This is a genomic window from Streptomyces sp. SCSIO 75703, assembly GCF_036607905.1.
Classification (GTDB): Bacteria; Actinomycetota; Actinomycetes; order Streptomycetales; family Streptomycetaceae; genus Streptomyces.
Window position 1 is genome coordinate 4,979,027 of sequence record NZ_CP144555.1, and the last position, 24,380, is coordinate 5,003,406.

The 24,380-nt window shown below is 72.8% G+C and carries 17 protein-coding genes; 8 read left to right on the forward strand and 9 right to left on the reverse strand.

Annotation, left to right across the window (positions count from 1 at the left end):
• Positions 1 to 416: 416 nt before the first annotated feature.
• The 6 genes from VM636_RS21880 to glnA form a co-directional block, all read right to left on the reverse strand.
• Entirely contained in the window at positions 417 to 1,010 is a 594-nt protein-coding gene (locus VM636_RS21880; protein WP_053912564.1) for a hypothetical protein, read from the reverse strand.
• On the reverse strand, positions 1,007 to 2,221 hold the full coding sequence (locus VM636_RS21885) for a hypothetical protein (RefSeq protein ID WP_338485413.1): 1,215 nt from the start codon (positions 2,219 to 2,221) through the stop codon (positions 1,007 to 1,009). The genes VM636_RS21880 and VM636_RS21885 overlap by 4 nt, the downstream gene beginning before the upstream one ends.
• 35 nt (positions 2,222 to 2,256) lie before the next feature.
• Positions 2,257 to 3,012 (reverse strand): ATP-binding cassette domain-containing protein, encoded by a 756-nt coding sequence (locus tag VM636_RS21890; RefSeq protein ID WP_030422400.1) that lies wholly within the window; start codon positions 3,010 to 3,012, stop codon positions 2,257 to 2,259.
• A 61-nt stretch (positions 3,013 to 3,073) separates the two neighbouring features.
• On the reverse strand, positions 3,074 to 3,535 hold the full coding sequence (locus tag VM636_RS21895; RefSeq protein ID WP_158786524.1) for a hypothetical protein: 462 nt from the start codon (positions 3,533 to 3,535) through the stop codon (positions 3,074 to 3,076).
• A gap of 5 nt (positions 3,536 to 3,540) precedes the next feature.
• Complete coding sequence (locus VM636_RS21900; RefSeq protein WP_159042087.1) at positions 3,541 to 3,867, reverse strand: hypothetical protein; 327 nt, start codon at positions 3,865 to 3,867, stop codon at positions 3,541 to 3,543.
• Positions 3,868 to 4,230: 363 nt separating this feature from the next.
• Positions 4,231 to 5,592 carry a type I glutamate--ammonia ligase gene (gene glnA / locus VM636_RS21905; RefSeq protein ID WP_030422401.1) on the reverse strand — a complete coding sequence of 454 codons (1,362 nt, stop codon included), beginning with the start codon at positions 5,590 to 5,592 and terminating at the stop codon, positions 4,231 to 4,233.
• A gap of 389 nt (positions 5,593 to 5,981) precedes the next feature.
• On the opposite strand from glnA, the gene VM636_RS21910 reads away from it, so the two are divergent.
• Positions 5,982 to 7,736 carry an NAD+ synthase gene (locus VM636_RS21910; RefSeq protein WP_053912565.1) on the forward strand — a complete coding sequence of 585 codons (1,755 nt, stop codon included), beginning with the start codon at positions 5,982 to 5,984 and terminating at the stop codon, positions 7,734 to 7,736.
• Positions 7,737 to 7,983: 247 nt separating this feature from the next.
• Positions 7,984 to 10,980 (forward strand): bifunctional [glutamine synthetase] adenylyltransferase/[glutamine synthetase]-adenylyl-L-tyrosine phosphorylase, encoded by a 2,997-nt coding sequence (locus VM636_RS21915; protein ID WP_030422403.1) that lies wholly within the window; start codon positions 7,984 to 7,986, stop codon positions 10,978 to 10,980.
• A 72-nt stretch (positions 10,981 to 11,052) separates the two neighbouring features.
• Here VM636_RS21915 and VM636_RS21920 read toward each other — a convergent pair whose 3' ends face one another.
• Positions 11,053 to 11,922 (reverse strand): phosphatase PAP2 family protein, encoded by an 870-nt coding sequence (locus VM636_RS21920; protein WP_037859347.1) that lies wholly within the window; start codon positions 11,920 to 11,922, stop codon positions 11,053 to 11,055.
• Positions 11,923 to 12,007: 85 nt separating this feature from the next.
• The gene (locus VM636_RS21925) at positions 12,008 to 13,042 is read right to left on the reverse strand and encodes a LacI family DNA-binding transcriptional regulator (protein ID WP_030422405.1); all 1,035 of its coding nucleotides are present in this window, start codon (positions 13,040 to 13,042) and stop codon (positions 12,008 to 12,010) included.
• A gap of 514 nt (positions 13,043 to 13,556) precedes the next feature.
• Between VM636_RS21925 and VM636_RS21930 the strand changes: the two genes are divergently transcribed.
• The 6 genes from VM636_RS21930 to pulA all read left to right on the forward strand — a co-directional run bounded on the left by VM636_RS21930 (position 13,557) and on the right by pulA (position 23,302).
• On the forward strand, positions 13,557 to 14,828 hold the full coding sequence (locus VM636_RS21930; protein WP_030422406.1) for an extracellular solute-binding protein: 1,272 nt from the start codon (positions 13,557 to 13,559) through the stop codon (positions 14,826 to 14,828).
• A gap of 107 nt (positions 14,829 to 14,935) precedes the next feature.
• Entirely contained in the window at positions 14,936 to 15,940 is a 1,005-nt protein-coding gene (locus tag VM636_RS21935; RefSeq protein WP_053912566.1) for a sugar ABC transporter permease, read from the forward strand.
• A 13-nt stretch (positions 15,941 to 15,953) separates the two neighbouring features.
• Positions 15,954 to 16,865 carry an ABC transporter permease subunit gene (locus VM636_RS21940; protein ID WP_053912567.1) on the forward strand — a complete coding sequence of 304 codons (912 nt, stop codon included), beginning with the start codon at positions 15,954 to 15,956 and terminating at the stop codon, positions 16,863 to 16,865.
• A 110-nt stretch (positions 16,866 to 16,975) separates the two neighbouring features.
• On the forward strand, positions 16,976 to 18,676 hold the full coding sequence (locus VM636_RS21945; protein WP_053912568.1) for a glycoside hydrolase family 13 protein: 1,701 nt from the start codon (positions 16,976 to 16,978) through the stop codon (positions 18,674 to 18,676).
• Between the two features lie 309 nt (positions 18,677 to 18,985).
• Positions 18,986 to 20,362, forward strand: a complete 1,377-nt coding sequence (locus tag VM636_RS21950; protein ID WP_199825435.1) for an alpha-amylase family protein — start codon at positions 18,986 to 18,988, stop codon at positions 20,360 to 20,362.
• Between the two features lie 195 nt (positions 20,363 to 20,557).
• Positions 20,558 to 23,302, forward strand: a complete 2,745-nt coding sequence (pulA, locus tag VM636_RS21955) for a pullulanase-type alpha-1,6-glucosidase (RefSeq protein WP_107091269.1) — start codon at positions 20,558 to 20,560, stop codon at positions 23,300 to 23,302.
• A gap of 351 nt (positions 23,303 to 23,653) precedes the next feature.
• Here pulA and VM636_RS21960 read toward each other — a convergent pair whose 3' ends face one another.
• Positions 23,654 to 24,346, reverse strand: coding sequence for a TetR/AcrR family transcriptional regulator (locus VM636_RS21960; RefSeq protein ID WP_078856182.1), 693 nt, complete (start codon positions 24,344 to 24,346; stop codon positions 23,654 to 23,656).
• Between the last annotated feature and the right edge of the window lie 34 nt (positions 24,347 to 24,380).

A 24,380-nucleotide genomic window follows, 5' to 3' on the forward strand; every position in this document is an offset into this window, starting at 1 on the left:
TGCTGCCCGAGGTCGCGGACGACCTGGACATCACGCTCCCGGCCGCCGGCCACCTTCGCCACCGGCGCCCCGCTCCAGCTCACGGTCAGGGAGAAGGCGCGGGCCGCCCCCTCGCCGGCCTCCGCCGCCAACCAGGCCGCCTTCAACCTCGCCAACGCCATCGGCCACCTGGACCGGCGGCCTCGCCCTCGCCGCCGGCCTCGGCGTCACCTCCCAGGCGCTCGCCGGCACGGCCCCGGCCCTCCTCGGCCTGGCGGCGGCCACCTCGTACGCGGCGGACCGCCGGCGCGCCCCGCCCCGCCCCGCCCGCGACCACGCGACCGCGCGACCGCGTGATCGCCGCCCACGCCCCCGGCCGGACGGGCCGCCCCCGCCGAGGGGGACCGTCCGGCGCGTCGCCCGTCGGCGTACCGGCGTCAGGCGACGGGGGAGGGGCGCCGGCCCTTGCCCACCAGGCCCACGCCGACGGCGAAGAGCGCGCAGGAGACGAGACCCGACAGCACGTCGTGGGAGTCGCGGAGGACCACCGTCCAGGCGTGCGGGCGCAGATCACCCCCGTAACCGACCAGGGTCACGAGGACGAGCCAGCCGACGCACACCGCGCCCGCGGCGAGCGGCCCCAGCACCGCGCGCGTCGCGAGCATCAGCCCCACGAGGAAGAGGACGTTTCTTCCGGCCGCCTGTGCTGTCGGAGTCTGGACGAGCAACCCGCAGAGGGCGGCGGCGACTTGCGCCAGAACCCCCGCGGTCACGAGGGCGGCCCGGTCGTACGCGGCCGTTCGGCGGATGGCCGTCAGCTCGGCCGCGACCAAGGCGTTCTCCAGGCAGTACAGGACACTCAGGCACACCGGTACCGGGAGGAAGAGCATGAGCTTGACCGTGGCCGAGCCGATCGGGGTGAAGGCCGGTACAACGGCCTGGCGCTCTCCTGCCAGTACCGCCCCGAGGAAGAACACCAGGAGGCCGATCCCCGCGACCCACCACCGCCTCGTGCCGAACCACAGGCTCACGACGCCCTGCTCGCGGGTTCGGGAGTGGGCGCGCAGGACCTCAACGCCGTGACGGTCGCCCGGAACCAGTCGGCCTGAGCCGCCGGCGGAAGGGCGAGCGCCTTGGCCGCGGCTTGGACCCGCGTGGCGTCCATCGCGGACGACACCTGCTCCTCGCCGATGCCCGAAACGAGTAGCAGCCAGGCTCTGATTTCCGCATCGCTGCCCGTGTACCCGTCATCGTGAGCGAAGCAGTCCGGCACGTCGGGCATCGCGCTCCACGCGATGACGCTGCGCAAAGCCGTGTCGTCCTGGTCCGGATGCGGATCGAATCGCCAGGTGGTCGGTGAGACGGCCGTGTCCCTGGAGACGAGCGCCAACGTCAGCGGACGGCCTAGTCCCACGGTCTCCAGACGCGCCAGCACATCGGTGGCGGTTCGGTGAACTCGCGGAATGTCGGCGGCGTATTCACGCGGTACGCAGATCCGTGGACCGGACCGCGCGCAGACGGTCGCCCCCGTTCGGGGCGTCGTCGGCGCATCCGGCCCCCAGTCCGCCACCAGGAGGTAGGCCGTCAGTGACCCGGCCAGGGCGCAGCAGACCGCCGGGACGGCACGAAGGATTCTGCTGCCGGCGCCCGACACCAGCAGCATGAGGCCGGCTGCCGCGGAGGCGCCGAGCAGCACCGGCGCGGCGAAGGCCGCCGGTGCGACGGAGTCCGTGACGGTCGACGACGTGATCTGCATGCCGGACAGGTGCCGGACCCACATGACGTTGGACGACGCCGGAACGGTCATCCACACGTACACGCCGATGAGCATCAGCGGAGCGCCGACGACCCGGGGCGTCACGCTGCCCACCCCGAACCCCAGGACCGCATAGGACAGTGCCACCAGGGCGCCCGACGCCAACGGCGGCATCCCCGCGCTGTTGGGCGGGGTCCCCAGGGCCACGGACGCGGCCAGCAGGCCGACGGCAAGGGCCGCGACGGCGAGAGCCAGTACGGGGACCATGGCGTCGGCGGCGATCCGCAGCCGCCCTCGTACCGGGGCCAGCCCCCACACCTGGGATCGCCGCAGCCGTCCGGCCTCCCACGCCGCGCATGCCGAGCACACGGCGGCTACCGCGAACACCGGGAACGCCGCCGCCTCGGCGACCGCGGTACCGAACCCCCGCTCGGCGAAGCGCGCCCATTCGATGACCAGGAACCAGGTGGCCGGGAGCAGGAACAAGGCCGCCCACTTGACGGAGGAGGCCCGGAGGGCGGTCAGGAATCGCACAGCGACCCACTCTCCGTCAGCGCGTGGTAGGCAGCCTCGGCGAGGCGGCCGGGCGGGGTGCCGGGCGGGGCCATGGCAAGGAATTCCGGGATGGCACCGTGGAACTCGACCTCGCCGTCCAGCAGGACCACAACCGAGTCGTAGGCGGATTCGAGATCGGCTACGTCGTGTGTGGACAGCACCACGTCGACGTGGCCCCGCAGTTGCTCCAGGACATCGTGAAAGACTCTGCGCTGGCGCGGGTCCATGCCCGCCGTTGGCTCGTCCAGCAGGAGAACCTCCGCATCGTGCACGAGCGATTGAGCCACACCCACCCGGCGGAGTTGCCCACCGGACAGTTCGGACACCTTCCGGTCCACGTGTTTTCCCAGCTCCACGCGGGTGAGGGCGCTTTCGGCCTTCTCCCATGCGGCTGCTTTGGAAAGCCCCTTGAGCCAGCCGACGTAGGCGACCTGCTCACGCGCCGTCAGTCCCGCGACGCATTCGATGTTCTGGGGCATCCACGCGATTCTGCGCCGGTATTCCCTCAGGGCCCGGCGGGAACCGGTCTCAAGTCCCGCGTAGCCGACTGTTCCCGAGGTCGGTGACAGCGCGGACGCGGCAAGTTTCAGTAATGTGCTCTTCCCGGCTCCGTTCGGCCCGAGGAAAACCGTGTTCCCCGTCGGGAAGGTGAAGTCGAGCGAAGAGACAACGGGAACCCCCCGGCGATAGCCGAAGGAACAGTCCACATAGGAGATGGGCATCGGAGTCCTTCTGCGAGGATGGGTGACCACCCTAGCGGAGGGCGGTCACCCAACTACTCACTCAGTACCAAACACCGACGGTCCTGACGCTCATCCAGTGTCCGGAGCTGCTTCCGTTGATCTTCATCAGGGCGAAGCGGTACTCGGCGGCCTGCTTGCGGCCCCAGTTACCGGTGGACGTCCCGCCGTTGGCGCAGGCGGTGAAGGTCTTCTGACCCTCGTTCACATCCGAAATCACCGGACGGTAGCGCGTGAGCTGGACTGTCACGCTCTTGAAGGCAGGACCTGACGTCGTCGTGCATCCCGTGAACTTGATGACGGTGTCGCTGCTGTCCTGGTTCCTGTCGTCCCACCAGCGCGAATTGAAGCCAGTGGCAGCTCCGCTTATCGAGCTGGAGAAGTTCCCTTCCGCGAAGGCTGATGGTGCGATCGCGAGGGAAAGTGCTGCAGAACCACCCAGTACCGTTGCGAGGCGGCGCATCCTGCGTCCGGAAACAGTAGACGTGTGAGTGGGCGTACCCATCTTTCTCATCCTTCCCAGTTGCGGGTGACGGTGTGGACGGTAATCCGATGGGAGTCGCCAGGAAGGGGAAAATGGGCATGCAGAAAAGTGAGTGCTGCATGCAGAAAGAAGCCCCCCGGAAATAAAAATACGCTCGCTTCTCCACCCCCCCAGCGACCGAGCGCATGCAGCACCTTAGTCGATTGTCCGTTCGATGAGCAATGGGATTTAAGAACAGCGCACAGGTTCATTTCACTTGGTTTGGGGTGCTGCTCAATTTTCGCTGCTTTTCCGTGCGAAAAGGGCATCTTGCGTGTTCTGTCGGCGAGAGGGTCGCCCACGTTCTCAGCCACCGACGCCTTGCCGGCATCGACCGTGCCGTTGACCAGGAGAGAGAGCCGGGTTCCAGGGAGCCGACTGCCTGGGTGCACGAGAACCCACGGCCCGGCGCGGTGGGGAGCCCGTCGGCCTTCCGGCCGCCTGCCGAGCGCCGCGTGAAGGAGTCTTCGCCGGTCCCGGGCGCCCTGCCGGGCTGCGCGGGGACGGACGTCCGGTGACGCGGCGGGTGCCGTTCACCGGGCGGCCGGGAGGAGGGCGCCGATCCGGCGCCGGCGGCCCGGAGGCGGGTCCGGGAGGGTGAGGCGCCACGGGGCCGGCGCTCCGCGGACGTCGGCCCCGGCCGCCGGACCGGCGGGGAACCCGTCCCGGACTCGCGCCTACAACACCGGCAGGTTCTTGCGGAGTTCGAAGGCCGTGACCTGGGAGCGGTACTCCTCCCATTCCTGGCGCTTGTTGCGGAGGAAGAAGTCGAAGACGTGCTCGCCGAGGGTCTCGGCGACCAGGTCGCTGCGTTCCATCAGGGCGAGGGCCTCGCCCAGGTTCTGCGGCAGCGGCTCGATGCCCAGCGCGCGGCGTTCCGCGTCGGAGAGGGCCCACACGTCGTCCTCGGCGCCCGGCGGGAGTTCGTAGCCCTCCTCGACGCCCTTCAGACCGGCCGCCAGCAGCACCGCGTAGGTCAGGTACGGGTTGGCGCCGGAGTCGATGGAACGGACCTCGACCCGCGCGGAGCCGGTCTTGCCGGGCTTGTACATCGGCACCCGGACCAGCGCCGAGCGGTTGTTGTGGCCCCAGCAGATGTACGAGGGGGCCTCGCCGCCCGCGCCGGCGGTGCGCTCGGAGCCGCCCCAGATGCGCTTGTAGGAGTTGACCCACTGGTTGGTGACCGCCGAGGTCTCCGCCGCGTGCCGCAGCAGGCCCGCGATGAAGGAACGGCCGATCTTGGAGAGCTGGTACTCCGCGCCGGACTCGTAGAAGGCGTTGCGGTCGCCCTCGAAGAGCGACAGGTGCGAGTGCATGCCCGAGCCGGGGTGCTCCGAGAAGGGCTTCGGCATGAACGTGGCCTGCAGGCCCTGCTCCAGCGCGACCTGCTTCATGATCAGGCGGAAGGTCATGATGTTGTCGGCCGTGGAGAGCGCGTCCGCGTACCGCAGGTCGATCTCCTGCTGGCCCGGGGCGCCCTCGTGGTGGGAGAACTCCACCGAGATCCCCATCGACTCCAGCATGGTGATGGCCTTGCGGCGGAAGTCCATGCCGATGTTCTGCGGGGTGTGGTCGAAGTACCCGGAGTTGTCGGCGGGCGTCGGCACCGTGCCGTCCACCGGCTTGTCCTTCAGCAGGAAGAACTCGATCTCCGGGTGCGTGTAGAAGGTGAAGCCCAGGTCGGAGGTGCGGGCCAGCGCGCGCTTGAGGACGTAGCGCGGGTCGGCGAAGGACGGCGAGCCGTCCGGCATGAGGATGTCGCAGAACATCCGGGCCGTGCCGGGGGCCTCCGCCCGCCAGGGCAGCACCTGGAACGTCGACGGGTCCGGCTTGGCGATCATGTCGGACTCGTAGACCCGGGCGAAGCCCTCGATGGCGGAGCCGTCGAAGCCGATGCCCTCGTCGAACGCCTGCTCCAGCTCGGCCGGGGCCACGGCCACCGACTTGAGGAAGCCCAGCACGTCCGTGAACCACAGGCGCACGAACCGGATGTCGCGCTCCTCCAGCGTCCGGATCACGAACTCCTGTTGCTTGTCCATCTTCCGCTTCCCCATCCTCGCTGGTCAGACCGCCTGTCTCCGGTACGGCGGGAGGCGGTCGGGCACCCGAGCATCACACCACAGCGGTGTTGCCGTCGCGTTGCGGACCTCGGCCGGCCGCGCGGCCCCGGACCGGGCGCCGGCGATGACCGCGTGCCGCACGGGCGGACGGCTCCGGGGAGCCGTCCGGGTGGGTCCCGTCCGGGCGCGCCCCTTCGGTGCACCGCTCTCACCGCAGGGTAGAGGCCACCGGTTCGGTCGGGCCATTCCTGCGGCGCCGCCCCGTACGGCGCACCGCCCGGTGGACCCGCCGCGCCGCCCCGCCGCGCCGTGCCTTCGGGCCCCGCCGCGTCAGCCCATCGTGTCGGAGTGACGATTACACTGGGCGCGTGCCCCAACTACGACTCGCCCTGAACCAGATCGACGCCCGCGTCGGCGACCTCGCCGGGAACGCGGAGTCGGTCGTCCGCTGGACCCGCCGCGCCGCCGAGCGGGGAGCGCACCTCGTGGCGTTCCCGGAGATGGTGCTGACCGGGTACCCCGTCGAGGACCTCGCCCTGCGGTCGTCCTTCGTGGACGCCTCCCGCGCCGCCCTGCGCGCCCTCGCCGCACGCCTCGCCGACGAGGGCCTCGGCGAGCTGCCGGTGCTCGTCGGCTACCTCGACCGCGCCCCGCACGACCGGCCGGCGTACGGCCGCCCGGCCGGCGCCCCGCGCAACGCGGCGGCCGTGCTGCACCGCGGGGAGGCGGTCCTCTCCTTCGCCAAGCACCACCTGCCGAACTACGGCGTCTTCGACGAGTACCGCTACTTCGTCCCCGGCGACACCCTGCCGGTGCTGCGGGTGCACGGGGTCGACGTCGCCCTCGCCATCTGCGAGGACCTGTGGCAGGACGGCGGCCGGGTGCCCGCCACGCGCTCGGCGCGGGCCGGGCTGCTGCTCTCCGTCAACGCCTCCCCGTACGAGCGGGAGAAGGACGACACCCGGCTGGAGCTGGTGCGCAAGCGTGCCCAGGAGGCCGGGTGCACCACCGCCTACCTGGCCCTGACCGGCGGCCAGGACGAGCTGGTCTTCGACGGCGACTCCATCGTCGTCGACCGGGACGGCGCCGTGCTGGCGCGGGCCGCGCAGTTCGCCGAGGAGTGCCTGGTGGTCGACCTCGACCTGCCGGCCGCCGACCCGGACGCCCCCGGCGGGGTGGTGGACGACGGGCTGCGCATCGACCGCGTCGTGCTCTCCGGCGGTCCGCTGCCCGCCCACGCGCCCGAGCCCGCCGGCGGGCAGGGGCCGCGCCTCGACGACGACGCCGAGGTCTACGCGGCGCTCGTCACCGGCCTGCGCGCCTACGCCGCGAAGAACGGCTTCCGTTCGGTGCTCGTCGGCCTCTCCGGCGGCATCGACTCGGCGCTGGTCGCCGCGATCGCCTGCGACGCGCTGGGCGCGGAGAACGTGTACGGCGTGTCGATGCCGTCCAAGTACTCCTCCCAGCACTCCAGGGACGACGCGGCCGAGCTGGCCCGCCGCACCGGCCTGCACTACCGCACCGTGTCCATCGAGCCGATGTTCGACGCGTTCATGGGGGCGCTGGGGCTGACCGGCCTCGCCGAGGAGAACCTCCAGTCACGGCTGCGCGGGACGACGCTGATGGCGATCTCCAACCAGGAGGGCCACATCGTCCTCGCCCCGGGCAACAAGTCCGAGCTGGCGGTGGGCTACTCCACCCTCTACGGCGACTCGGTGGGCGCCTTCGGCCCCATCAAGGACGTCTACAAGACGTGGGTCTTCCGCCTCGCCGAGTGGCGCAACCGCTCGGCGGCCGCGCGCGGCGAGACCCCGCCGATCCCCGAGAACTCGATCACCAAGCCGCCCAGCGCCGAGCTGCGGCCCGGCCAGGTGGACACCGACTCGCTGCCGGACTACCCGGTGCTCGACGCGATCCTGGAGCTGTACGTGGACCGGGACCGGGGCGCCGACGAGATCGTCGCCGCCGGGTACGACGCGGAGCTGGTGACGAAGACGCTGCGGATGGTCGACACCGCGGAGTACAAGCGCCGCCAGTACCCGCCGGGCACCAAGATCTCGCCCAAGGGCTTCGGCAAGGACCGCCGTCTGCCCATCACCAACCGCTGGCGGGAGTCCGGCTGAGCCACGCCGGCGCCGGCGGCCCGCGCCCCGGCCCCGACGCGGGCCCCGGGCCCCCCGCCCGGACGCGAGCCCCGCGCACCCGGCCAGGACGCCCGCACACTCCGGCCCCGACGTGGGGCGCCCCCGCGCCCGGCCCCGACGCGGGCCCCGGCCCCGTCGTCGCCCGGGTGCGGGCCGCCGAGGCCGCTAGGCTCGGGAACGTATCGCGTGGGCCGGCCGGGGGCCGGTGGGTGACAGGGAGGCCCAGATGGCGGCGCCGGGACGCAGGAGCAGTACCTTCACGCGGCTGCTCCGGCACGGCTTCACCGACCCCTCCGCCGCCGAGCGGCTGCTCGACGCCCCCGAGGTGGCCGCCGTCCGCGACGACCCGGTCCTGCTGGAGGCACTGGGCGCCACCGCCGACCCCGACCTCGCCCTGCGCCAACTGGTGCGGCTGCTGGAGGCCCAGCCCGAGCCCGCCGCCCGCCGGGAGCTGCTGGACACGGTGATAGCGGCCAAACCGCTGCGCGACCGCCTCCTGGGCGTGCTGGGCGCCTCCGAGGCGCTCGGCGACCACCTCGCCCGGCACTGCGGCGACTGGCGGGCCCTGGTCACGTACGAGCCGCGGGACCTGCACCCCGGCGTCGCCGAGTTCGAGAGCGGGCTCGCCGGTGCCGACGACCCGGTGTCCCTGCGGGTCGCCTACCGGCGCTGCCTGCTCTCCCTCGCCGCCCGCGACGTGTGCGGCACCATCGACGTCGCCGAGACCGCCGCCGAACTGGCCGACCTCGCCACCGCCACGCTGCGCCGTGCCCTCGCCCTCGCCGAGGCCGCCGCGCCCGAGGACGCCGCGCTGTGCCGGCTGGCGGTGATCGCCATGGGCAAGTGCGGCGGCCACGAGCTGAACTACGTCTCGGACGTCGACGTCGTCTTCGTGGCGGAGCCCGCCGAGGGCGCCGACGAGAGCGGCGCGCTGCGCGCGGCGACCGGCCTCGCCTCGCACCTGATGCGGATCTGCTCCGAGACCACCGTCGAGGGCTCCATCTGGCCCGTCGACGCCAACCTGCGCCCCGAGGGCCGCAACGGGCCGCTGGTGCGCACCCTCGCCAGCCACCTCGCCTACTACCAGCGCTGGGCGAAGACCTGGGAGTTCCAGGCGCTGCTCAAGGCCCGCCCGGTGGCGGGCGACGCGGCGCTCGGCGAGGAGTACCTGGCCGCCGTCCGCCCGCTGGTGTGGCAGGCGTCCGAACGGGAGAACTTCGTCCCCGACGTGCAGAAGATGCGCCGCCGGGTGGTGGAGACGATCCCGCCCGCCGAGGTCGACCGGCAGCTCAAACTGGGGCCGGGCGGGCTGCGGGACGTCGAGTTCGCGGTGCAGCTCCTCCAGCTCGTGCACGGCCGCGGCGACCCGGCGCTGCGCAGCGGGACGACGCTGGACGCGCTGGAGGCCCTCGCCGCGGGCGGGTACGTGGGCCGGGCGGACGCGGCCCAGCTCGACGAGGCGTACCGCTTCCTGCGCTCCATGGAGCACCGGATCCAGCTCCACCGGCTGCGCCGTACCCACCTGGTGCCCGAGGACGAGGCCGACCTGCGCCGCCTCGGCCGCTCGCTGGGCCTGCGCACCGACCCGGTGACGACGCTGCCGCGGGAGTGGAAGCGCCACGCGGCCGTGGTGCGCCGGCTGCACGAGAAGCTGTTCTACCGGCCGCTGCTGGACGCGGTCGCCCAGCTCGCGCCCGGCGAGACCCGGCTGTCCGCCGAGGCGGCCCGGGAGCGCCTGGTGGCCCTCGGGTACGCCGATCCGGCCGCCGCCCTGCGGCACCTGGAGGCGCTGGCCTCGGGCGTCACCCGCAAGGCGGCGATCCAGCGGACGCTGCTGCCGGTGCTGCTCGGCTGGTTCGCGGACTCCGCCGACCCGGACGCGGGCCTGCTCAACTTCCGCAAGGTCTCCGACGCGCTCGGCAAGACCCCCTGGTACCTGCGGCTGCTGCGCGACGAGGGCGCCGCCGCCGAGAACCTGGCCCGGGTGCTGTCGGCCGGGCGGCTCGCCCCCGACCTGCTGATGCGGGCGCCGGAGGCGGTGGCGCTGCTCGGCGAGGGCGCCGCGGCGGGCCTCGCGCCACGCGGCCGGGCCCAGCTCGAACAGGAGGTGCTGGCCGCGGTCCGCCGCGCCGACGACGCCGTGCAGGCCGTGACGGTGGCGCGCGGGGTCCGCCGCCGCGAGCTGTTCCGCACCGCCGCCGCCGACATCGTCGGCTCCTACGGCACCGAGGCCCGGCCCGCCGAGGCCGACCAGGGCGCCCTGGTGGACCGCGTCGGCGCCGCCGTGTCCGACCTGACCGCGGTGACCCTGGCCGGCACGCTGCGCGCGGTGGTCCGCGCGGGCTGGGGGGACACCCTGCCGACCCGGTTCGCGGTCATCGGCATGGGCCGCTTCGGCGGCAACGAACTGGGCTACGGCTCCGACGCCGACGTGCTCTTCGTGCACGAGCCGCGCGACGGCGTGGACGAACGGGAGGCCGCCGACGCCGCCGGCCGGGTCGTCGCCGAGATGCGCCGGCTGCTCCAGGTGCCGAGCGCCGACCCGCCGCTGGTCGTCGACGCGGACCTGCGCCCGGAGGGCAAGTCGGGTCCGCCGGTGCGCACCCTGAAGTCGTACGAGGCGTACTACCGGCGCTGGTCGCTGGTGTGGGAGTCGCAGGCGCTGCTGCGGGCGGAGTTCGTGGCCGGCGACGAGGAGCTGGGCCGGCGCTTCCTGGAGCTGGCCGGCCCGCTGCGCTACCCGGCGCGGGGGCTCACGGAGGAGTCCGTACGGGAGATCCGGCGGCTCAAGGCGCGGATGGAGTCCGAGCGGCTGCCGCGCGGCACCGATCCCAAGCTGCACGCCAAACTGGGGCCGGGCGGGCTCTCCGACGTGGAGTGGACCGTGCAGCTCGCGCAGTTGCGGCACGCGCACGAGGTGCCGGAGCTGCGGACCACGCGGACCCGCGAGGCGCTGGCGGCGGCGAGCGCGGCCGGGCTGGTGTCCGAGGAGCACGCCGCCACGCTGGACGAGGCGTGGGTGCTGGCGACCCGCGTGCGCAACGCGGTGATGCTGGTGCGCGGCCGGGCCGGCGACACCTTCCCCACGGACAGCCGCGATCTGGCGGCGGTCGGCCGGTACCTGGGCTACGGGCCCGGTCACGCCGGGGACATGCTGGAGGCGTACCGGCGGACGACGCGGCTGGCGCGCACGGTGGTCGAGGAGCTGTTCTACGGGGCGTGACGGGCGTCCGGGGGACCTGCCGGGCTCCGGCGGACCCCGCGCGGGCCGTGCGGCACACGGCCCGGCGGGGCCCTACGGTCTTCCCGACGCCGGTACCGCGCCCTTTCGACGAGGCTGCCGGGCCGGTGCCCGCCGGGGCAGGGCGTACGGCCACCTTCCGTACCAGAGCCACGCCACCGCGTAGCCGACGGCGAGGCAGAGCAGGCCGCCCACCGCGTCCAGCCAGAAGTGGTTGGCGGTGGCCACGATCACCACCAGGGTGAGCGCCGGGTAGAGCAGGCCGAGGACCTTCACCCAGGGCACCCTGGCGAGGGCGTAGAGGGTCAGCCCGCACCACAGCGACCAGCCGATGTGCATCGACGGCATCGCGGCGTACTGGTTGGACATGTTCTTCAGGTCGCCGGAGGCCATCGAGCCCCAGGTCTCGTGCACCATCACGGTGTCGACGAAGTGGCCGCCGTTCATCAACCGGGGCGGCGCGAGCGGATACAGGTAGTAACCGGCGAGCGCCACGGCGGTGGTGGCGAAGAGCACCAGCCGGGTCGCCGCGTAGCGGCCGGGGTGGCGGCGGTAGAGCCACACCAGCACGCCGAGGGTGACCACGAAGTGCAGGGTGGCGTAGTAGTAGTTCATCCCGATGATGAGCCAGGTCACCGAGTTCACCGCGTGGTTGACCGACAGCTCGAAGGCGGTGCCGAGTTGCCGCTCGAGCTGCCAGATCCAGTCGGCGTTGCGCAGCGCCTGCGCCCGCTGTTCGGGCACCGCGTTGCGCACGACCGAGTACGTCCAGTAACTCAGCGCGATCAGCAGGATCTCGAACCACAGCCGCGGCGGGCGGGGGGTGCGCAGCCGGTCCATGAGGCGCCGTCGCCCCTGGTCCCCGACGGGCCGCGGAACGCCCTCGCGTGGGCCCTCCGAAGTCGTCACGGTCACGTCACCCATAGGCATGAAGTCTGCCAGAAAACCCCTTCCCCACCGATCATCCCTCCAACCGGACCGGGATGCACGCGCGCGCCGGACCCCGAGGTCAGGGGCGGGGCCGCTCGCCCGGTGCCGAGGCCGTGGAACCGCGCACCACCAGTTCCGGCATGAACACGAACTCGCTGTGCGGCGCGGGCGTGCCGCCGATCTCCTCCAGCAGGGTCCGCACCGCGGCCTGTCCCATCGCGGGGACCGGCTTGCGCACGGTGGTCAGGGGCGGGTCGGTGAAGGCGATCAGCGGCGAGTCGTCGAAGCCGACGACCGAGATGTCGCGGGGGACCTCCAGGCCGTGCTGCCGGGCGGCGCGTATGGCGCCCAGCGCCATCATGTCGCTCGCGCACACCACCGCCGTGCAGTCCCGGCCGATGAGCGCCGCGGCGGCGGCCTGGCCGCCCTCCAGGGTGTACAGCGAGTGCTGGACGAAGTCGCGCTCCACCGTCTCGGCGCTCAGCCCCAGTTGGTCCTGGACGGTGCGCACGAAGCCCTCGATCTTGCGTTGTACGGGCACGAACCGCCTGGGTCCGAGGGCCAGCCCGATCCGGGTGTGCCCGAGGGAGACGAGGTGGGTGACGGCCAGGTGCATCGCCGCGCGGTCGTCGGGGGAGATGAACGGGGCCTGCACCTTGGGCGAGAAGCCGTCCACGAGGACGAACGGCACCCCGCGCGCCCGCAGCCGTTCGTAGCGCTGGGTGTCGGCGGTGGTGTCGGCGTGCAGTCCGGAGACGTAGATGATGCCGGCGACCCCGCGGTCGACCAGCATCTCGGTCAGTTCGTCCTCGGTGGAGCCGCCCGGCGTCTGGGTGGCGAGCACCGGGGTGTAGCCCTGGCGGGTCAGCGCCTGGCCGATGACCTGGGCCAGGGCGGGGAATATCGGGTTCTCCAGCTCCGGGGTGATCAGGCCGACCAGCCCCTCGCTGCGCTGGCGCAGGCGCACCGGACGCTCGTAGCCGAGGACGTCGAGCGCGGCCAGCACGGACTGGCGGGTGGTGGCGGCGACGCCCGGCTTCCCGTTGAGGACCCGGCTGACCGTCGCTTCGCTCACCCCCGCCTGCGCGGCGATGTCGGCAAGCCGGGTGGTCACAGGGCTGGACTGTACCGGCCGGGTGGGGGCTTGCCCACCGATCGTCCGCCGGGTGCGGGCCGGGGCACGGCCCGCCGCGGGCTGCTGGGTCATCGCGATCCCCCAGGGTCGGGCCACCGGGTCGTCGGGCCGGGGTGGCTTCGGGGTCCGCGACGCGGGGCGCGTCGTCACCGGACCGTATGGCAAGTGCTTGCAGAGTCTTGCACAAGTCCGTGACGGTCCGTCGTGCCGGCGAGCGGCCAGGGGCAATACCGGCCAACACCGGCCCCGGTCCGGTCTCGCGGCGATCGAGGTCAGGTCACGGCAGGGTAACTCTCGGCAGTTCTTGCACTTTTTTGCTGCAAGCACTTTCGCGCGGCTTGCATCGCTGTTACGTTCACGTCGCCCGGCGGAGCCCGCCGGCCGCCCTCATACGAGCGGCCGGGGCACCATCCGGGCGCAGTCGGCACGGTGGCAGGACGGCGGACGGACCCGCGCCCTGCGGCACTCGGGCTTTCACCCTCAAGGAGAACTCATGCGGCGTGGCATAGCGGCCACCGCTCTGGTGGCGTCCCTCGCCCTCGCGGCGACGGCGTGCGGCGGGGACGGCGCAGGCGACGACAAGGCCGGCGGTCCGGTCACCATCACCTGGTGGGACACCTCCAACGCGACCAACGAGGCCCCCACCTACAAGGCGCTGGTCAAGGAGTTCGAGGCCGCCCACCAGGACATCAAGGTCAACTACGTCAACGTCCCCTTCGACCAGGCGCAGAACAAGTTCGACACCGCCGCCGGCTCCAAGGGCGCCCCCGACGTGCTGCGCTCCGAGGTCGGCTGGACCCCCGCCTTCGCCAAGAAGGGCTTCTTCCTGCCGCTGGACGGCACCGAGGCCCTCGACGACGCCGCGAAGTTCCAGCCCAGCCTGATCGAGCAGGCGAAGTACGAGGGCAAGACGTACGGCGTGCCGCTGGTCACCGACACCCTCGCCTTCGTCTACAACAAGCAGCTCTTCGAGAAGGCCGGCGTCGAGGTGCCCCAGACCTGGGACGACCTGAAGAAGGCCGCCGCCACCATCAAGGACGAGACGGGCGTCGACGGCTACTGGGGCTCCACCGCCGGCTACTACGGGCAGCCGTTCCTCTACGGCGAGGGCACCGACACCGTCGACGCCGCCGCCAAGAAGATCACCGTCGCCTCGCCCGAGGCGAAGAAGGCCTACGGCACCTGGCTCGGCCTCTTCGACGGCAAGGGCCTGCACAAGGCCGACGCCACCGCCGAGGCGTACGCCCACATCCAGGACGCCTTCGTCAACGGCAAGGTCGCCTCGATCATCCAGGGCCCGTGGGAGATCACCAACTTCTACAAGGGCTCCGCCTTCCAGGACAAGGACAACCTCGGCATCGCCACCGTCCCGGCCGGCTCCACCGGCAAGGCCGGCGCCCCGACCGGCGGCCACAACCTCTCGGTGTACGCCGGTTCGGACGCCGCGCACCAGAAGGCCGCGCTCGCCTTCGTGAAGTTCATGACCTCCGCCGAGGCCCAGGAGAAGGTCGCGCTGAAGAACTCCACGCTGCCCACCCGCGACGACGCCTACACCGACCAGGTCAAGGCCGACCCGGGCATCGCCGGCTTCCAGGGCGTCCTGCCCGCCGCCCAGCCGCGCCCGGCACTGCCCGAGTACAGCTCGCTGTGGGGCCCGCTCGACGACGAACTGCCCCAGATCGCCGCCGGAAAGCAGTCCCTCGACAAGGGACTGGCCGACGCCGAGATCGCCTTCACCAAGCTGGTGCCGGACTTCGGCAAGTGACGCCCGCGCGGCCGCCGGACCCGCCCCGAGGGGCCGGGACCCGGCGGCCGCCGGCCCGTGAGCCGCCCCCCGACCCTCCAGCCTGATCCCCCAGAAGGTGCCGAACCATGACAGTCGCCATCGACCGCGCGACCGGCAAGCGCCGCGGTGACCGCGCCCCGCGGCCCGGCCCGGTCAGCCGCCTCAAGCACGGCTACCGCAAGCACTGGTACGCCTACGCCATGATCGCGCCGGTGGCCGTGGTGCTCGGCGTCCTGGTGCTGTATCCGCTGGCGTACGGCTTCTACCTCACGCTCACCGACGCCAACAGCCTCAACTCGGCCCGCACCATCGGCGTCAACGAGATCGCGGCCACCTACAAGTTCATCGGCCTCGACAACTACGCCGACATCCTCTGGGGCCCGACCGCCTACGACCGCTTCTGGTCGCACTTCGTCTGGACGATCGGGTGGACGGCGGCCTGCGTCGCCCTGCACTACGGCATCGGCCTCGCCCTCGCGCTGCTCCTCGACCAGAAGCTGCGGGGCCGCACCTTCTACCGGCTCGTGCTCATCCTGCCCTGGGCCGTGCCGACCTTCGTGACCGTCTTCGGCTGGCGCTTCATGCTCGCCGACAGCGGCGTCGTCAACTCCGCCCTGGACTTCCTGCACCTGCCGACGCCCGCCTGGCTGGAGGACACCTTCTGGCAGCGCACCGCCGCGATCATGGTGAACACCTGGTGCGGGGTGCCGTTCATGATGGTCTCGCTGCTCGGCGGCCTCCAGTCCGTCGACGGCGCCCTGTACGAGGCGGCCGAGATGGACGGCGCGAACGCCTGGCAGCGCTTCCGCCACGTCACCCTGCCCGGACTGCGCTCGGTCAGCTCCACCGTGGTCCTGCTCGGCGTGATCTGGACCTTCAACCAGTTCGCCGTCATCTTCCTGCTCTTCGGCAACACCGCGCCGGAGGCGCAGATCCTCGTCACCTGGGCCTACCAGCTCGGCTTCGGACAGCAGCCGCGCGACTTCGCGCAGTCCGCCGCCTACGGCATCCTCCTGCTGGCCATCCTGATCGTCTTCACCTCCTTCTACCGCCGCTGGCTGAACCGCCACGAGCAGCAGCTCGCGATCTGAGGCAGGAGCCGTCATGAGCACCCCCACCCTCCGGACCCCCGCCCCGGTGCCCCCTCCCGCCTCCCCGCCCGCCCCGCCCCGTCCGGTGCGCCCGCGCGGCGAACGCGGCCCGCTGGCGCGCCTGGCCTCCCACGCCGTCCTCGCCACGGCCAGCGCCGTCGCCTTCTTCCCGGTGGCCTGGCTGGTCTTCCTCTCCCTCGGCCCGGACAAGGACGACTACCTGCACCCCGGGGGCATCTGGCGGAAGATGACGCTGGACAACTACGCCTTCGTGCTCCAGCACACGGCGTTCTTCGACTGGCTGAAGAGTTCGCTGATCGTCTCGCTCGGCACCACGCTCATCGGCGTCCTGGTCTCCGCCAGCACCGGCTACGCGGTCTCCCGCATGCGCTTCCCCGGGTACCGCCGCTTCATGTGGGCGCTCCTGGTCACCCAGATGTTCCCGGTGGCCGTGCTGATGGTGCCGATGTACCAGATCCTGTCCCGGCTGGGCCTCATCGACAGCTACCTCGGCCTGATCCTCGTCTACTGCTCGACGGCCGTGCCCTACTGCGCCTGGCTGATGAAGGGGTACTTCGACACCATCCCCTTCGAGATCGACGAGGCCGGACGCGTCGACGGGCTCTCCCCGATCGGCACCTTCGTCCGGCTGATCCTGCCGCTGGCCAAGCCCGGACTGGCCGTCGCCGCCTTCTACAGCTTCATCACCGCCTTCGGCGAGGTCGCCTTCGCCACCACCTTCCTGCTCGACGACCGCAAGTACACCCTCGCGGTCGGCCTGCAGAGCTTCGTCAGCGAACACGACGCACAGCGCCACCTGATGGCCGCCACCGCGGTCCTCATCGCGATACCCGTCTCCGCCTTCTTCTACCTCGTGCAGAGGAACCTGGTCACCGGCCTCACCGCGGGCGGCACCAAGGGCTGACGCCCCGGCCGGGCGCCCCGCGTCCGGCCCCCGCCCCGCGCGGGCCCCGCACGACGACCTCACGACCCGTACGTCCCCCACCGGGGAACCCCCACCGCATCAAGGACGACATGAGCCAGCAGCACTCAGCCGCCCCGGCCCCGACTCCCCAGACCGCCCCGGCCCCCACCACGGTCGCCGAGCGCCCCGACTGGTGGCGCGACGCGGTGATCTACCAGGTCTACCCCCGCAGCTTCGCCGACGCCGACGGCGACGGCATGGGCGACCTGGAGGGCATCCGCAGCCGCCTGCCCTACCTGCGCGACCTCGGCGTGGACGCCGTGTGGCTCAGTCCCTTCTACGCCTCGCCCCAGGCCGACGCCGGCTACGACGTCGCCGACTACCGCGCCGTCGACCCCATGTTCGGCACCCTCCCGGACGCCGACGCGCTGATCCGCGAGGCCCACCGGCTGGGCCTGCGCATCATCGTCGACCTGGTCCCCAACCACTCCTCCGACCAGCACGACTGGTTCCGGCAGGCCGTCGCCGAGGGCCCCGGCTCGCCGCTGCGCGAGCGCTACCACTTCCGCCCCGGCAAGGGACCCGACGGCGAACTCCCCCCCAACGACTGGGAGTCCATCTTCGGCGGCCCCGCCTGGACCCGGGTCACCGAGCCCGACGGCACGCCGGGGGAGTGGTACCTGCACCTCTTCGCCCCCGAACAGCCCGACTTCAACTGGGAACACCCCGCCGTCGGCGACGAGTTCCGCTCCATCCTGCGCTTCTGGCTCGACATGGGCGTCGACGGCTTCCGCATCGACGTGGCGCACGGCATGGTCAAGGCCGACGGCCTGCCCGACCTGGGCTCCCACGAGCAGCTCAAACTGCTCGGCAACGACGTCATGCCCTTCTTCGACCAGGACGGCGTCCACGACATCTACCGCCAGTGGCGCCGCATCCTCGACGAGTACGACGGCGAGCGGATCTTCGTCGCCGAGGCGTGGACCCCGACCGTCGAGCGCACCGCCCACTACGTGCGCCCCGACGAACTGCACCAGGCGTTCAACTTCCAGTACCTGGGCACCTACTGGGACGCCGCCGAACTGCGCTCCGTCATCGACCGCACCCTGGACGCGATGCGCCCGGTCGGCGCCCCGGCCACCTGGGTGCTCTCCAACCACGACGTCACCCGGCACGCCACCCGCTTCGCCAACCCGCCCGGCCTCGGCACCCAGATCCGGCGGGCCGGCGACCGGGAACTCGGCCTGCGCCGGGCCCGCGCGGCGACCCTGCTGATGCTGGCGCTGCCCGGCTCGGCCTACGTCTACCAGGGCGAGGAACTGGGCCTGCCGGACGTCGTCGACCTGCCCGACGAGGTGCGCCAGGACCCGGCGTACTTCCGCGGCGCCGGGCAGGACGGCTTCCGCGACGGCTGCCGGGTGCCGATCCCGTGGACGCGCGGGGGCGGCTCGTACGGCTTCGGCGAGGGCGGGAGCTGGCTGCCGCAGCCGGCCGAGTGGGGTGAGCTGAGCGTGGAGGCGCAGACCGGCGTCGCCGGCTCCACGCTGGAGCTGTACCGCGCCGCGCTGGCGCTGCGCCGCGAGCACCCCGCGCTGGGGGCCGGGGACGCGGTGGAGTGGCTGCCGTCGGCCGAGGGCGTCCTCGCCTTCCGGCGCGGGGAGTTCGTGTGCGTCGCCAACACCACGTCCGGGCCGGTCGAGGTGGCGGCCCCGGGGCGGCTGCTGCTCGCGAGCGGCGAGGTGACCGGGACGGGGGGCTCGGTGACGGTGCCGGGCGACACCACGGCCTGGTGGACCGCCGACCGCGCCTGACCGGCCTCCGGCAACCGACCTGCCTCCGGCACCGACCTGCCTCCGGAGGCGAGGCGCCCGGTGGCGAGGCGCCCGGTGGCGACGGCCGGTGGCGGCCCCGAGATGCCGGGGCCGCCACCGGCAACCGGCGCCCGCCCGCGGGGCGTCGGTGAGAAATCCGGACGGATTCGGTTCGGCCCGCTGCCTTTCCGGCGGCGGGCCTCTACCATCTGCGTCACCGCAAGATTTCTGAAGGTTGCAGCAAGAATCCTCAGAAGTCCGCGGCTCCCCACGAGCCCGTCCGTGTCCACGACGGAGAAGGAGCCCCACATGGCCCGCAGAGCCCTGCTCGGGGCGGCAGCCCTCGCCGCCGCCGCTTCCCTTGTCATGAACCCGACTAGCGCACAGGCGTCCCCGCCCGGCGACAAGGACGTCACCGCCGTCCTCTTCGAGTGGGACTTCGCCTCCGTCGCCCGCGAGTGCGCCACCGCGCTCGGCCCGGCCGGCTACGGATACGTCCAGGTCTCCCCGCCCGCCGAGCACATACAGGGCTCCCAGTGGTGGACCTCGTACCAGCCGGTCAGCTACAAGATCGCCGGGCGCCTCGGCGACCGCGACGCCTTCCGCTCCATGGTCGGCACCTGCCACGGGGCGGGCGTGAAGGTCGTCGTCGACACGGTCGTCAACCACATGTCGGCGGGCAGCGGCACCGGCACCGGCGGCTCCCCGTACACGAAGTACGACTACCCCGGGCTGTACTCGCGCCCCGACTTCGACGACTGCACCGCCGAGATCACCGACTACCGGGACCGCTGGAACGTCCAGCACTGCGAACTGGTCGGCCTCGCCGACCTGGACACCGGCGAGGAACACGTCCGCGGCGCCATCGCCGGGTACATGAACGACCTGCTCTCCCTCGGCGTGGACGGCTTCCGCATCGACGCCGCCAAGCACATGCCCGCCGACGACCTCGCGAACATCAAGTCCCGCCTCACCCGGCCCGCCGCCTACTGGAAGCAGGAGGTGATCTTCGGCGCCGGCGAGGCGGTCCAGCCCACCGAGTACACGGGCAACGGCGACGTGCAGGAGTTCCGCTACGCCTACGACCTCAAGCGGGTCCTGACCTCCGAGAAGCTCGCCTACCTGAAGAACTACGGCGAGGGCTGGGGGTACCTGAACGGCTCCGGCGCCGCCGTCTTCGTCGACAACCACGACACCGAGCGCAACGGTTCCACGCTCAGCTACAAGAACGGCGCCGACTACACCCTCGCCAACGTCTTCATGCTCGCCTGGCCCTACGGCGCCCCCGACGTCCACTCCGGCTACGAGTGGTCAGACTCCGACGCCGGGCCGCCCAACGGCGGCCGGGTGAACGCCTGCTGGCAGGACGGCTGGAAGTGCCAGCACGCCTGGCCGGAGATCCGGTCCATGGTCGGCTTCCGCAACGCCACCCGAGGGCAGGCGGTGACCGACTGGTGGGACAACGGGAACAACGCCATCGCCTTCGGCCGCGGCGACCGGGGCTTCGTCGCGCTCAACCACGAGACGGGCCCGCTGACCCGCACCTTCCAGACCTCCCTGCCCGCCGGCACCTACTGCGACGTGCAGGGCGGCGGAACCGTGGCCGTGGACGGCTCGGGCCGCTTCACCGCCACCCTGGGCGCGAACACCGCGCTCGCGCTGCACGCCGGCCGCTCCTCCTGCTGAACGGGCCTGTCACGCAAGGGCAGTGAAAAATCTTGCCGATGTTTCCACGGCCCTTGCTGCAAGCCTTGCGGCGGCGCTACGGTCACGCCGGGCGCCGCCGCGCCCCCAACCCCCCACCCCGCCCCACCCCGTTCGCCTCTCCGCCCCGTCACCCCGAAGCCCGGCCCGACCGAGCCGTGAGCGCAAGGAGCCCCCGTGATACCGAGATGGCCGGCGCCCTGGCGGCGCCGCACCGCCACGGCCGGACGGACCGCGGCCGTCACCGCCGCCGCCCTCGCCGCCACCCTGCTGCCGCCCCTCACCGCGCCCGCCGGCGCGGCCCCCGCGGGCGGCTCCCCGGCGCCCGCCGGGCCGGCCGCCGCGAGCGCCCTCGACCCCGCCGCGTCCCGCGCCGTCTGGATCGACCGCGACACCCTCGTCTGGGACCGCGCCGACGGCGCCGCCTCCGCCCGGCTCCTCACCTCGCCCACCGGCTCCCTGGGCCTGCGGGGCACCACCGTCACCGGTGCCGACGGCCCCTCCCTCCGGCTCGGCCCCACCACCCTCACCCCCGCCCAGCGGGCGAGGTTCCCGCACCTGCGCGACACCACCGCCTGGAGCGTCGACCGGCGCGACCGCGCCCGGGTGCCCGGGGCCCTGCGCGGCGAACTCCTCGCCAGCCAGAACTCCGCCGCCGGCGCCGTCGTCGCCGCCACCGGCGTACAGACCGCGGGCGTCCTCGACGACCTCTACGCCGCCCGCGCCACCCGGGAGCGACTGGGGCCCGTCTTCCGCCGGGGCCGCCCCACCCTCTCCGTCTGGGCCCCCACCGCCCGCCGCGTCTCGCTGGAGATCGGCGGCTCCACCGTCCGCATGCGGCGCGACGACGCCACCGGCGTCTGGTCCGCGACCGGCCCCGCCGCCTGGAAGGGCCTGCCCTACCGGTACGCCGTCGAGGTGTGGGCACCCGCCGCGGGCCGCGTCGTCACCAACAAGGTCACCGACCCCTACTCGGTCGCCCTGACCGCCGACTCCACCCACAGCCTCGCCGTCGACCTCGCCGACCCCACCCTCGCCCCCGCCGGCTGGTCCCGCCTCGCCAAACCGGCGGCGGTGCCCCTGCGCGACGCCCAGATCCAGGAACTGCACGTCCGGGACTTCTCCGCCTCGGACCGCACCGCGCGCCGGCCCGGCACCTACCTCGCCTTCACCGACCGGGACAGCGACGGCTCCCGGCACCTGCGCCGCCTCGCACGAGCGGGCACCTCCCACGTCCACCTGCTCCCGGCCTTCGACTTCGCCACCGTCCCCGAACGGGCCGCCGACCGCGCCGCCCCCGACTGCGACCTCGCCGCCCTCCCCGCCGACTCGCCCGCCCAGCAGGAGTGCGTCGCCCGCACCGCCGGCCGGGACGCCTACAACTGGGGCTACGACCCGTACCACTACACCGTCCCCGAGGGCTCCTACGCCACCGACCCGGACGGCGCCGCCCGTACCGTCGAGTTCCGCCGGATGGTCAAGGCGCTCAACGAGGACGGCCTCCGCGTCGTCATGGACGTCGTCTACAACCACACCGCCGCGAGCGGCCAGGACCCCCGGAGCGTCCTCGACCGCATCGTGCCCGGCTACTACCACCGGCTGCTGGCGGACGGATCGGTGGCGAACAGCACCTGCTGCGCCAACACCGCCCCCGAGAACGCCATGATGGGCAAGCTCGTCGTGGACTCCGTCGTCACCTGGGCCCGGGAGTACAAGGTCGACGGCTTCCGCTTCGACCTCATGGGCCACCACCCGAGGGCCAACATGCTCGCCGTCCGCGAGGCCCTCGACGCGCTCACCCCCGGCAAGGACGGCGTCGACGGCAAGAAGATCATCCTGTACGGGGAGGGCTGGAACTTCGGCGAGATCGCCGACGACGCCCGCTTCGTGCAGGCCACGCAGGCCAACATGGCCGGCACCGGCATCGCCACCTTCTCCGACCGGGCCCGCGACGCGGTGCGCGGCGGCGGCCCCTTCGACGCCGACCCCGGCGTGCAGGGCTTCGCCACCGGCCTCTACACCGACCCCAACTCCTCCCCGGCCAACGGCACCCGCGCCGAGCAGCGGGCCCGGCTCCTGCACCAGCAGGACCTGATCAAGGTCGGGCTCACCGGCAACCTGGCCGACTACACCTTCACCGACACCGCCGGCCGCACGGTCAAGGGCTCCCAGGTCGACTACAACGGCGCGCCCGCCGGGTACGCCGCGGCACCCGGCGACGCCGTCGCCTACGCCGACGCGCACGACAACGAGACCCTCTTCGACGCCCTCGCCTTCAAACTGCCCGCCACGACCGGCGCCGACGACCGGGCCAGGATGCAGGTCCTCGCCCTGGCGACCGCCGCGCTCTCGCAGGGCCCGGCGCTCTCCCAGGCGGGCACCGACCTGCTGCGCTCCAAGTCGCTGGACCGCAACTCCTACGACAGCGGCGACTGGTTCAACGCCCTGCACTGGAACTGCGCCGACGGCAACGGCTTCGGACGGGGTCTGCCGCCCGCCGCCGACAACGCCGACAAGTGGCCGTACGCCGCACCGTTGCTGACCGGTGTGTCGGTCGGCTGCGAGCAGATCGAGTCCGCCTCGGCCGCCTACCGCGACCTGCTGCGCATCCGGACGGCCGAGAAGTCCTTCTCCCTCGGCACGGCGGCCCGGGTGCAGTCCCGGCTCTCCTTCCCGCTGTCCGGCCCGGCCGAGACCCCGGGCGTGATCACCATGAGCGTCGGCGACCTCGTCGTCGTCCTCAACGCCACGCCGGACACGGCCCGCCAGCGCGTCCCCGCCCTCGCGGGCACGGGGCACCGGCTCCACCCCGTGCAGGCGGGCGGCGCCGACCCGGTGGTCAAGGGCGCCCGGTACACCGCGCGGACCGGCACCTTCACCGTCCCGGCCCGCACGGCCGCCGTCTTCGCCCGCACCGGCTGACGGCCGCGCGCCGCGGTGAGGCCGAGCCCTGCCGTTCACCCACGGGAGGGCTCGTGCCGCGGAGCACCGCCGGCCACCCGGCGCCGTGCGCCGACGCCTTCGACCGGCCCGCGTTCGCGAGGGCGGCGCCGCACATCGCGGACGCCGGCCTTGCGGTCGCCGGGCCGGCGACGTGGATGGGGCGCTGCTCGCGGGAACGCGGGCCGGAGCGAGGAGAGGAAGGCGCGGGCTGTCCGGCGCCGTCGTGGAGCTGCCGCGCGCACGCGTGTGCCCCGCGGGCGGCGCCGTCCGCCACCTCTTCGCCGAGGTCCGCGACCTCGACCCGTCCTGCCGGTCGGCCGAGGGCCGAGGTCAGGCGGCGGCCGGCCCGGTGATCCGGGCGATCAGCGCGTCCAGCGGGCCGCCGGGCGGCTCCTCGGCGAGGACGCGGCCGAGCAGCGCGCCCATCTCCTCGTCGAAGGAGGCGCTGACCGCGAGCAGCGCCGCGAAGTCGTACACGAGCTGCACCTCCAGTTCGCCGCGCGGCACCCGCCGGCCGTCCAGCCAGATCAGCGCCGTCGACTCGGCCAGCGAGATCCACGAGCGCACGACCAACTCCAGCCGCGCGGGCGGCTCCTCCACGTCCAGGTGCGAAAGGACCTGGACGTACGCGGCCTGCCGTACGGAGTCGACGAGCGCGTTCGTGGTGGACGAGCCGACCGCCGGGCCGCCGCGCATCAGGGCGGAGAAACCGGGGCCGTGCTCGTCCACGAAGGCGAAGTAGCGGCGCATCACCCGCAGCAGCCGGGCCCCCAGGGGGCCCTCGCGCGGCTCCTCGAACCGGCCCGCCAGGTCATCCGAGGCGCGTCTCAACGCGGCCTCGTACAGGCTGAGTTTGCCGGGGAAGTAGTGGTAGACGAGCGGGCGTGAGATGCCCGCGGCGGACGCTATCTCGTCGATGGAGACCTCGTCGGGCGAGCGGCGGCTGAAGAGTTCGAGCGCGACGCCGATGAGTTGCCGCCGCCGTTCCTCGACGCCCATTCTGCGGCGTACCCCGGTGCTCATACGAACACCTTACCGATTGAATCCAGCCTCCGAA

Bases quoted from the DNA above. Each gene is read 5' to 3' on its own strand.
- VM636_RS21890 (WP_030422400.1), bottom strand. From the start codon at position 3,012: ATGCCCATCTCCTATGTGGACTGTTCCTTCGGCTATCGCCGGGGGGTT.
- VM636_RS21895 (WP_158786524.1), bottom strand. From the start codon at position 3,535: ATGGGTACGCCCACTCACACGTCTACTGTTTCCGGACGCAGGATGCGC.
- glnA (WP_030422401.1), bottom strand. From the start codon at position 5,592: ATGGACAAGCAACAGGAGTTCGTGATCCGGACGCTGGAGGAGCGCGAC.
- VM636_RS21915 (WP_030422403.1), top strand. From the start codon at position 7,984: ATGGCGGCGCCGGGACGCAGGAGCAGTACCTTCACGCGGCTGCTCCGG.
- VM636_RS21920 (WP_037859347.1), bottom strand. From the start codon at position 11,922: ATGGGTGACGTGACCGTGACGACTTCGGAGGGCCCACGCGAGGGCGTT.
- VM636_RS21930 (WP_030422406.1), top strand. From the start codon at position 13,557: ATGCGGCGTGGCATAGCGGCCACCGCTCTGGTGGCGTCCCTCGCCCTC.
- VM636_RS21935 (WP_053912566.1), top strand. From the start codon at position 14,936: ATGACAGTCGCCATCGACCGCGCGACCGGCAAGCGCCGCGGTGACCGC.
- VM636_RS21940 (WP_053912567.1), top strand. From the start codon at position 15,954: ATGAGCACCCCCACCCTCCGGACCCCCGCCCCGGTGCCCCCTCCCGCC.
- VM636_RS21945 (WP_053912568.1), top strand. From the start codon at position 16,976: ATGAGCCAGCAGCACTCAGCCGCCCCGGCCCCGACTCCCCAGACCGCC.
- VM636_RS21950 (WP_199825435.1), top strand. From the start codon at position 18,986: ATGGCCCGCAGAGCCCTGCTCGGGGCGGCAGCCCTCGCCGCCGCCGCT.
- VM636_RS21960 (WP_078856182.1), bottom strand. From the start codon at position 24,346: ATGAGCACCGGGGTACGCCGCAGAATGGGCGTCGAGGAACGGCGGCGG.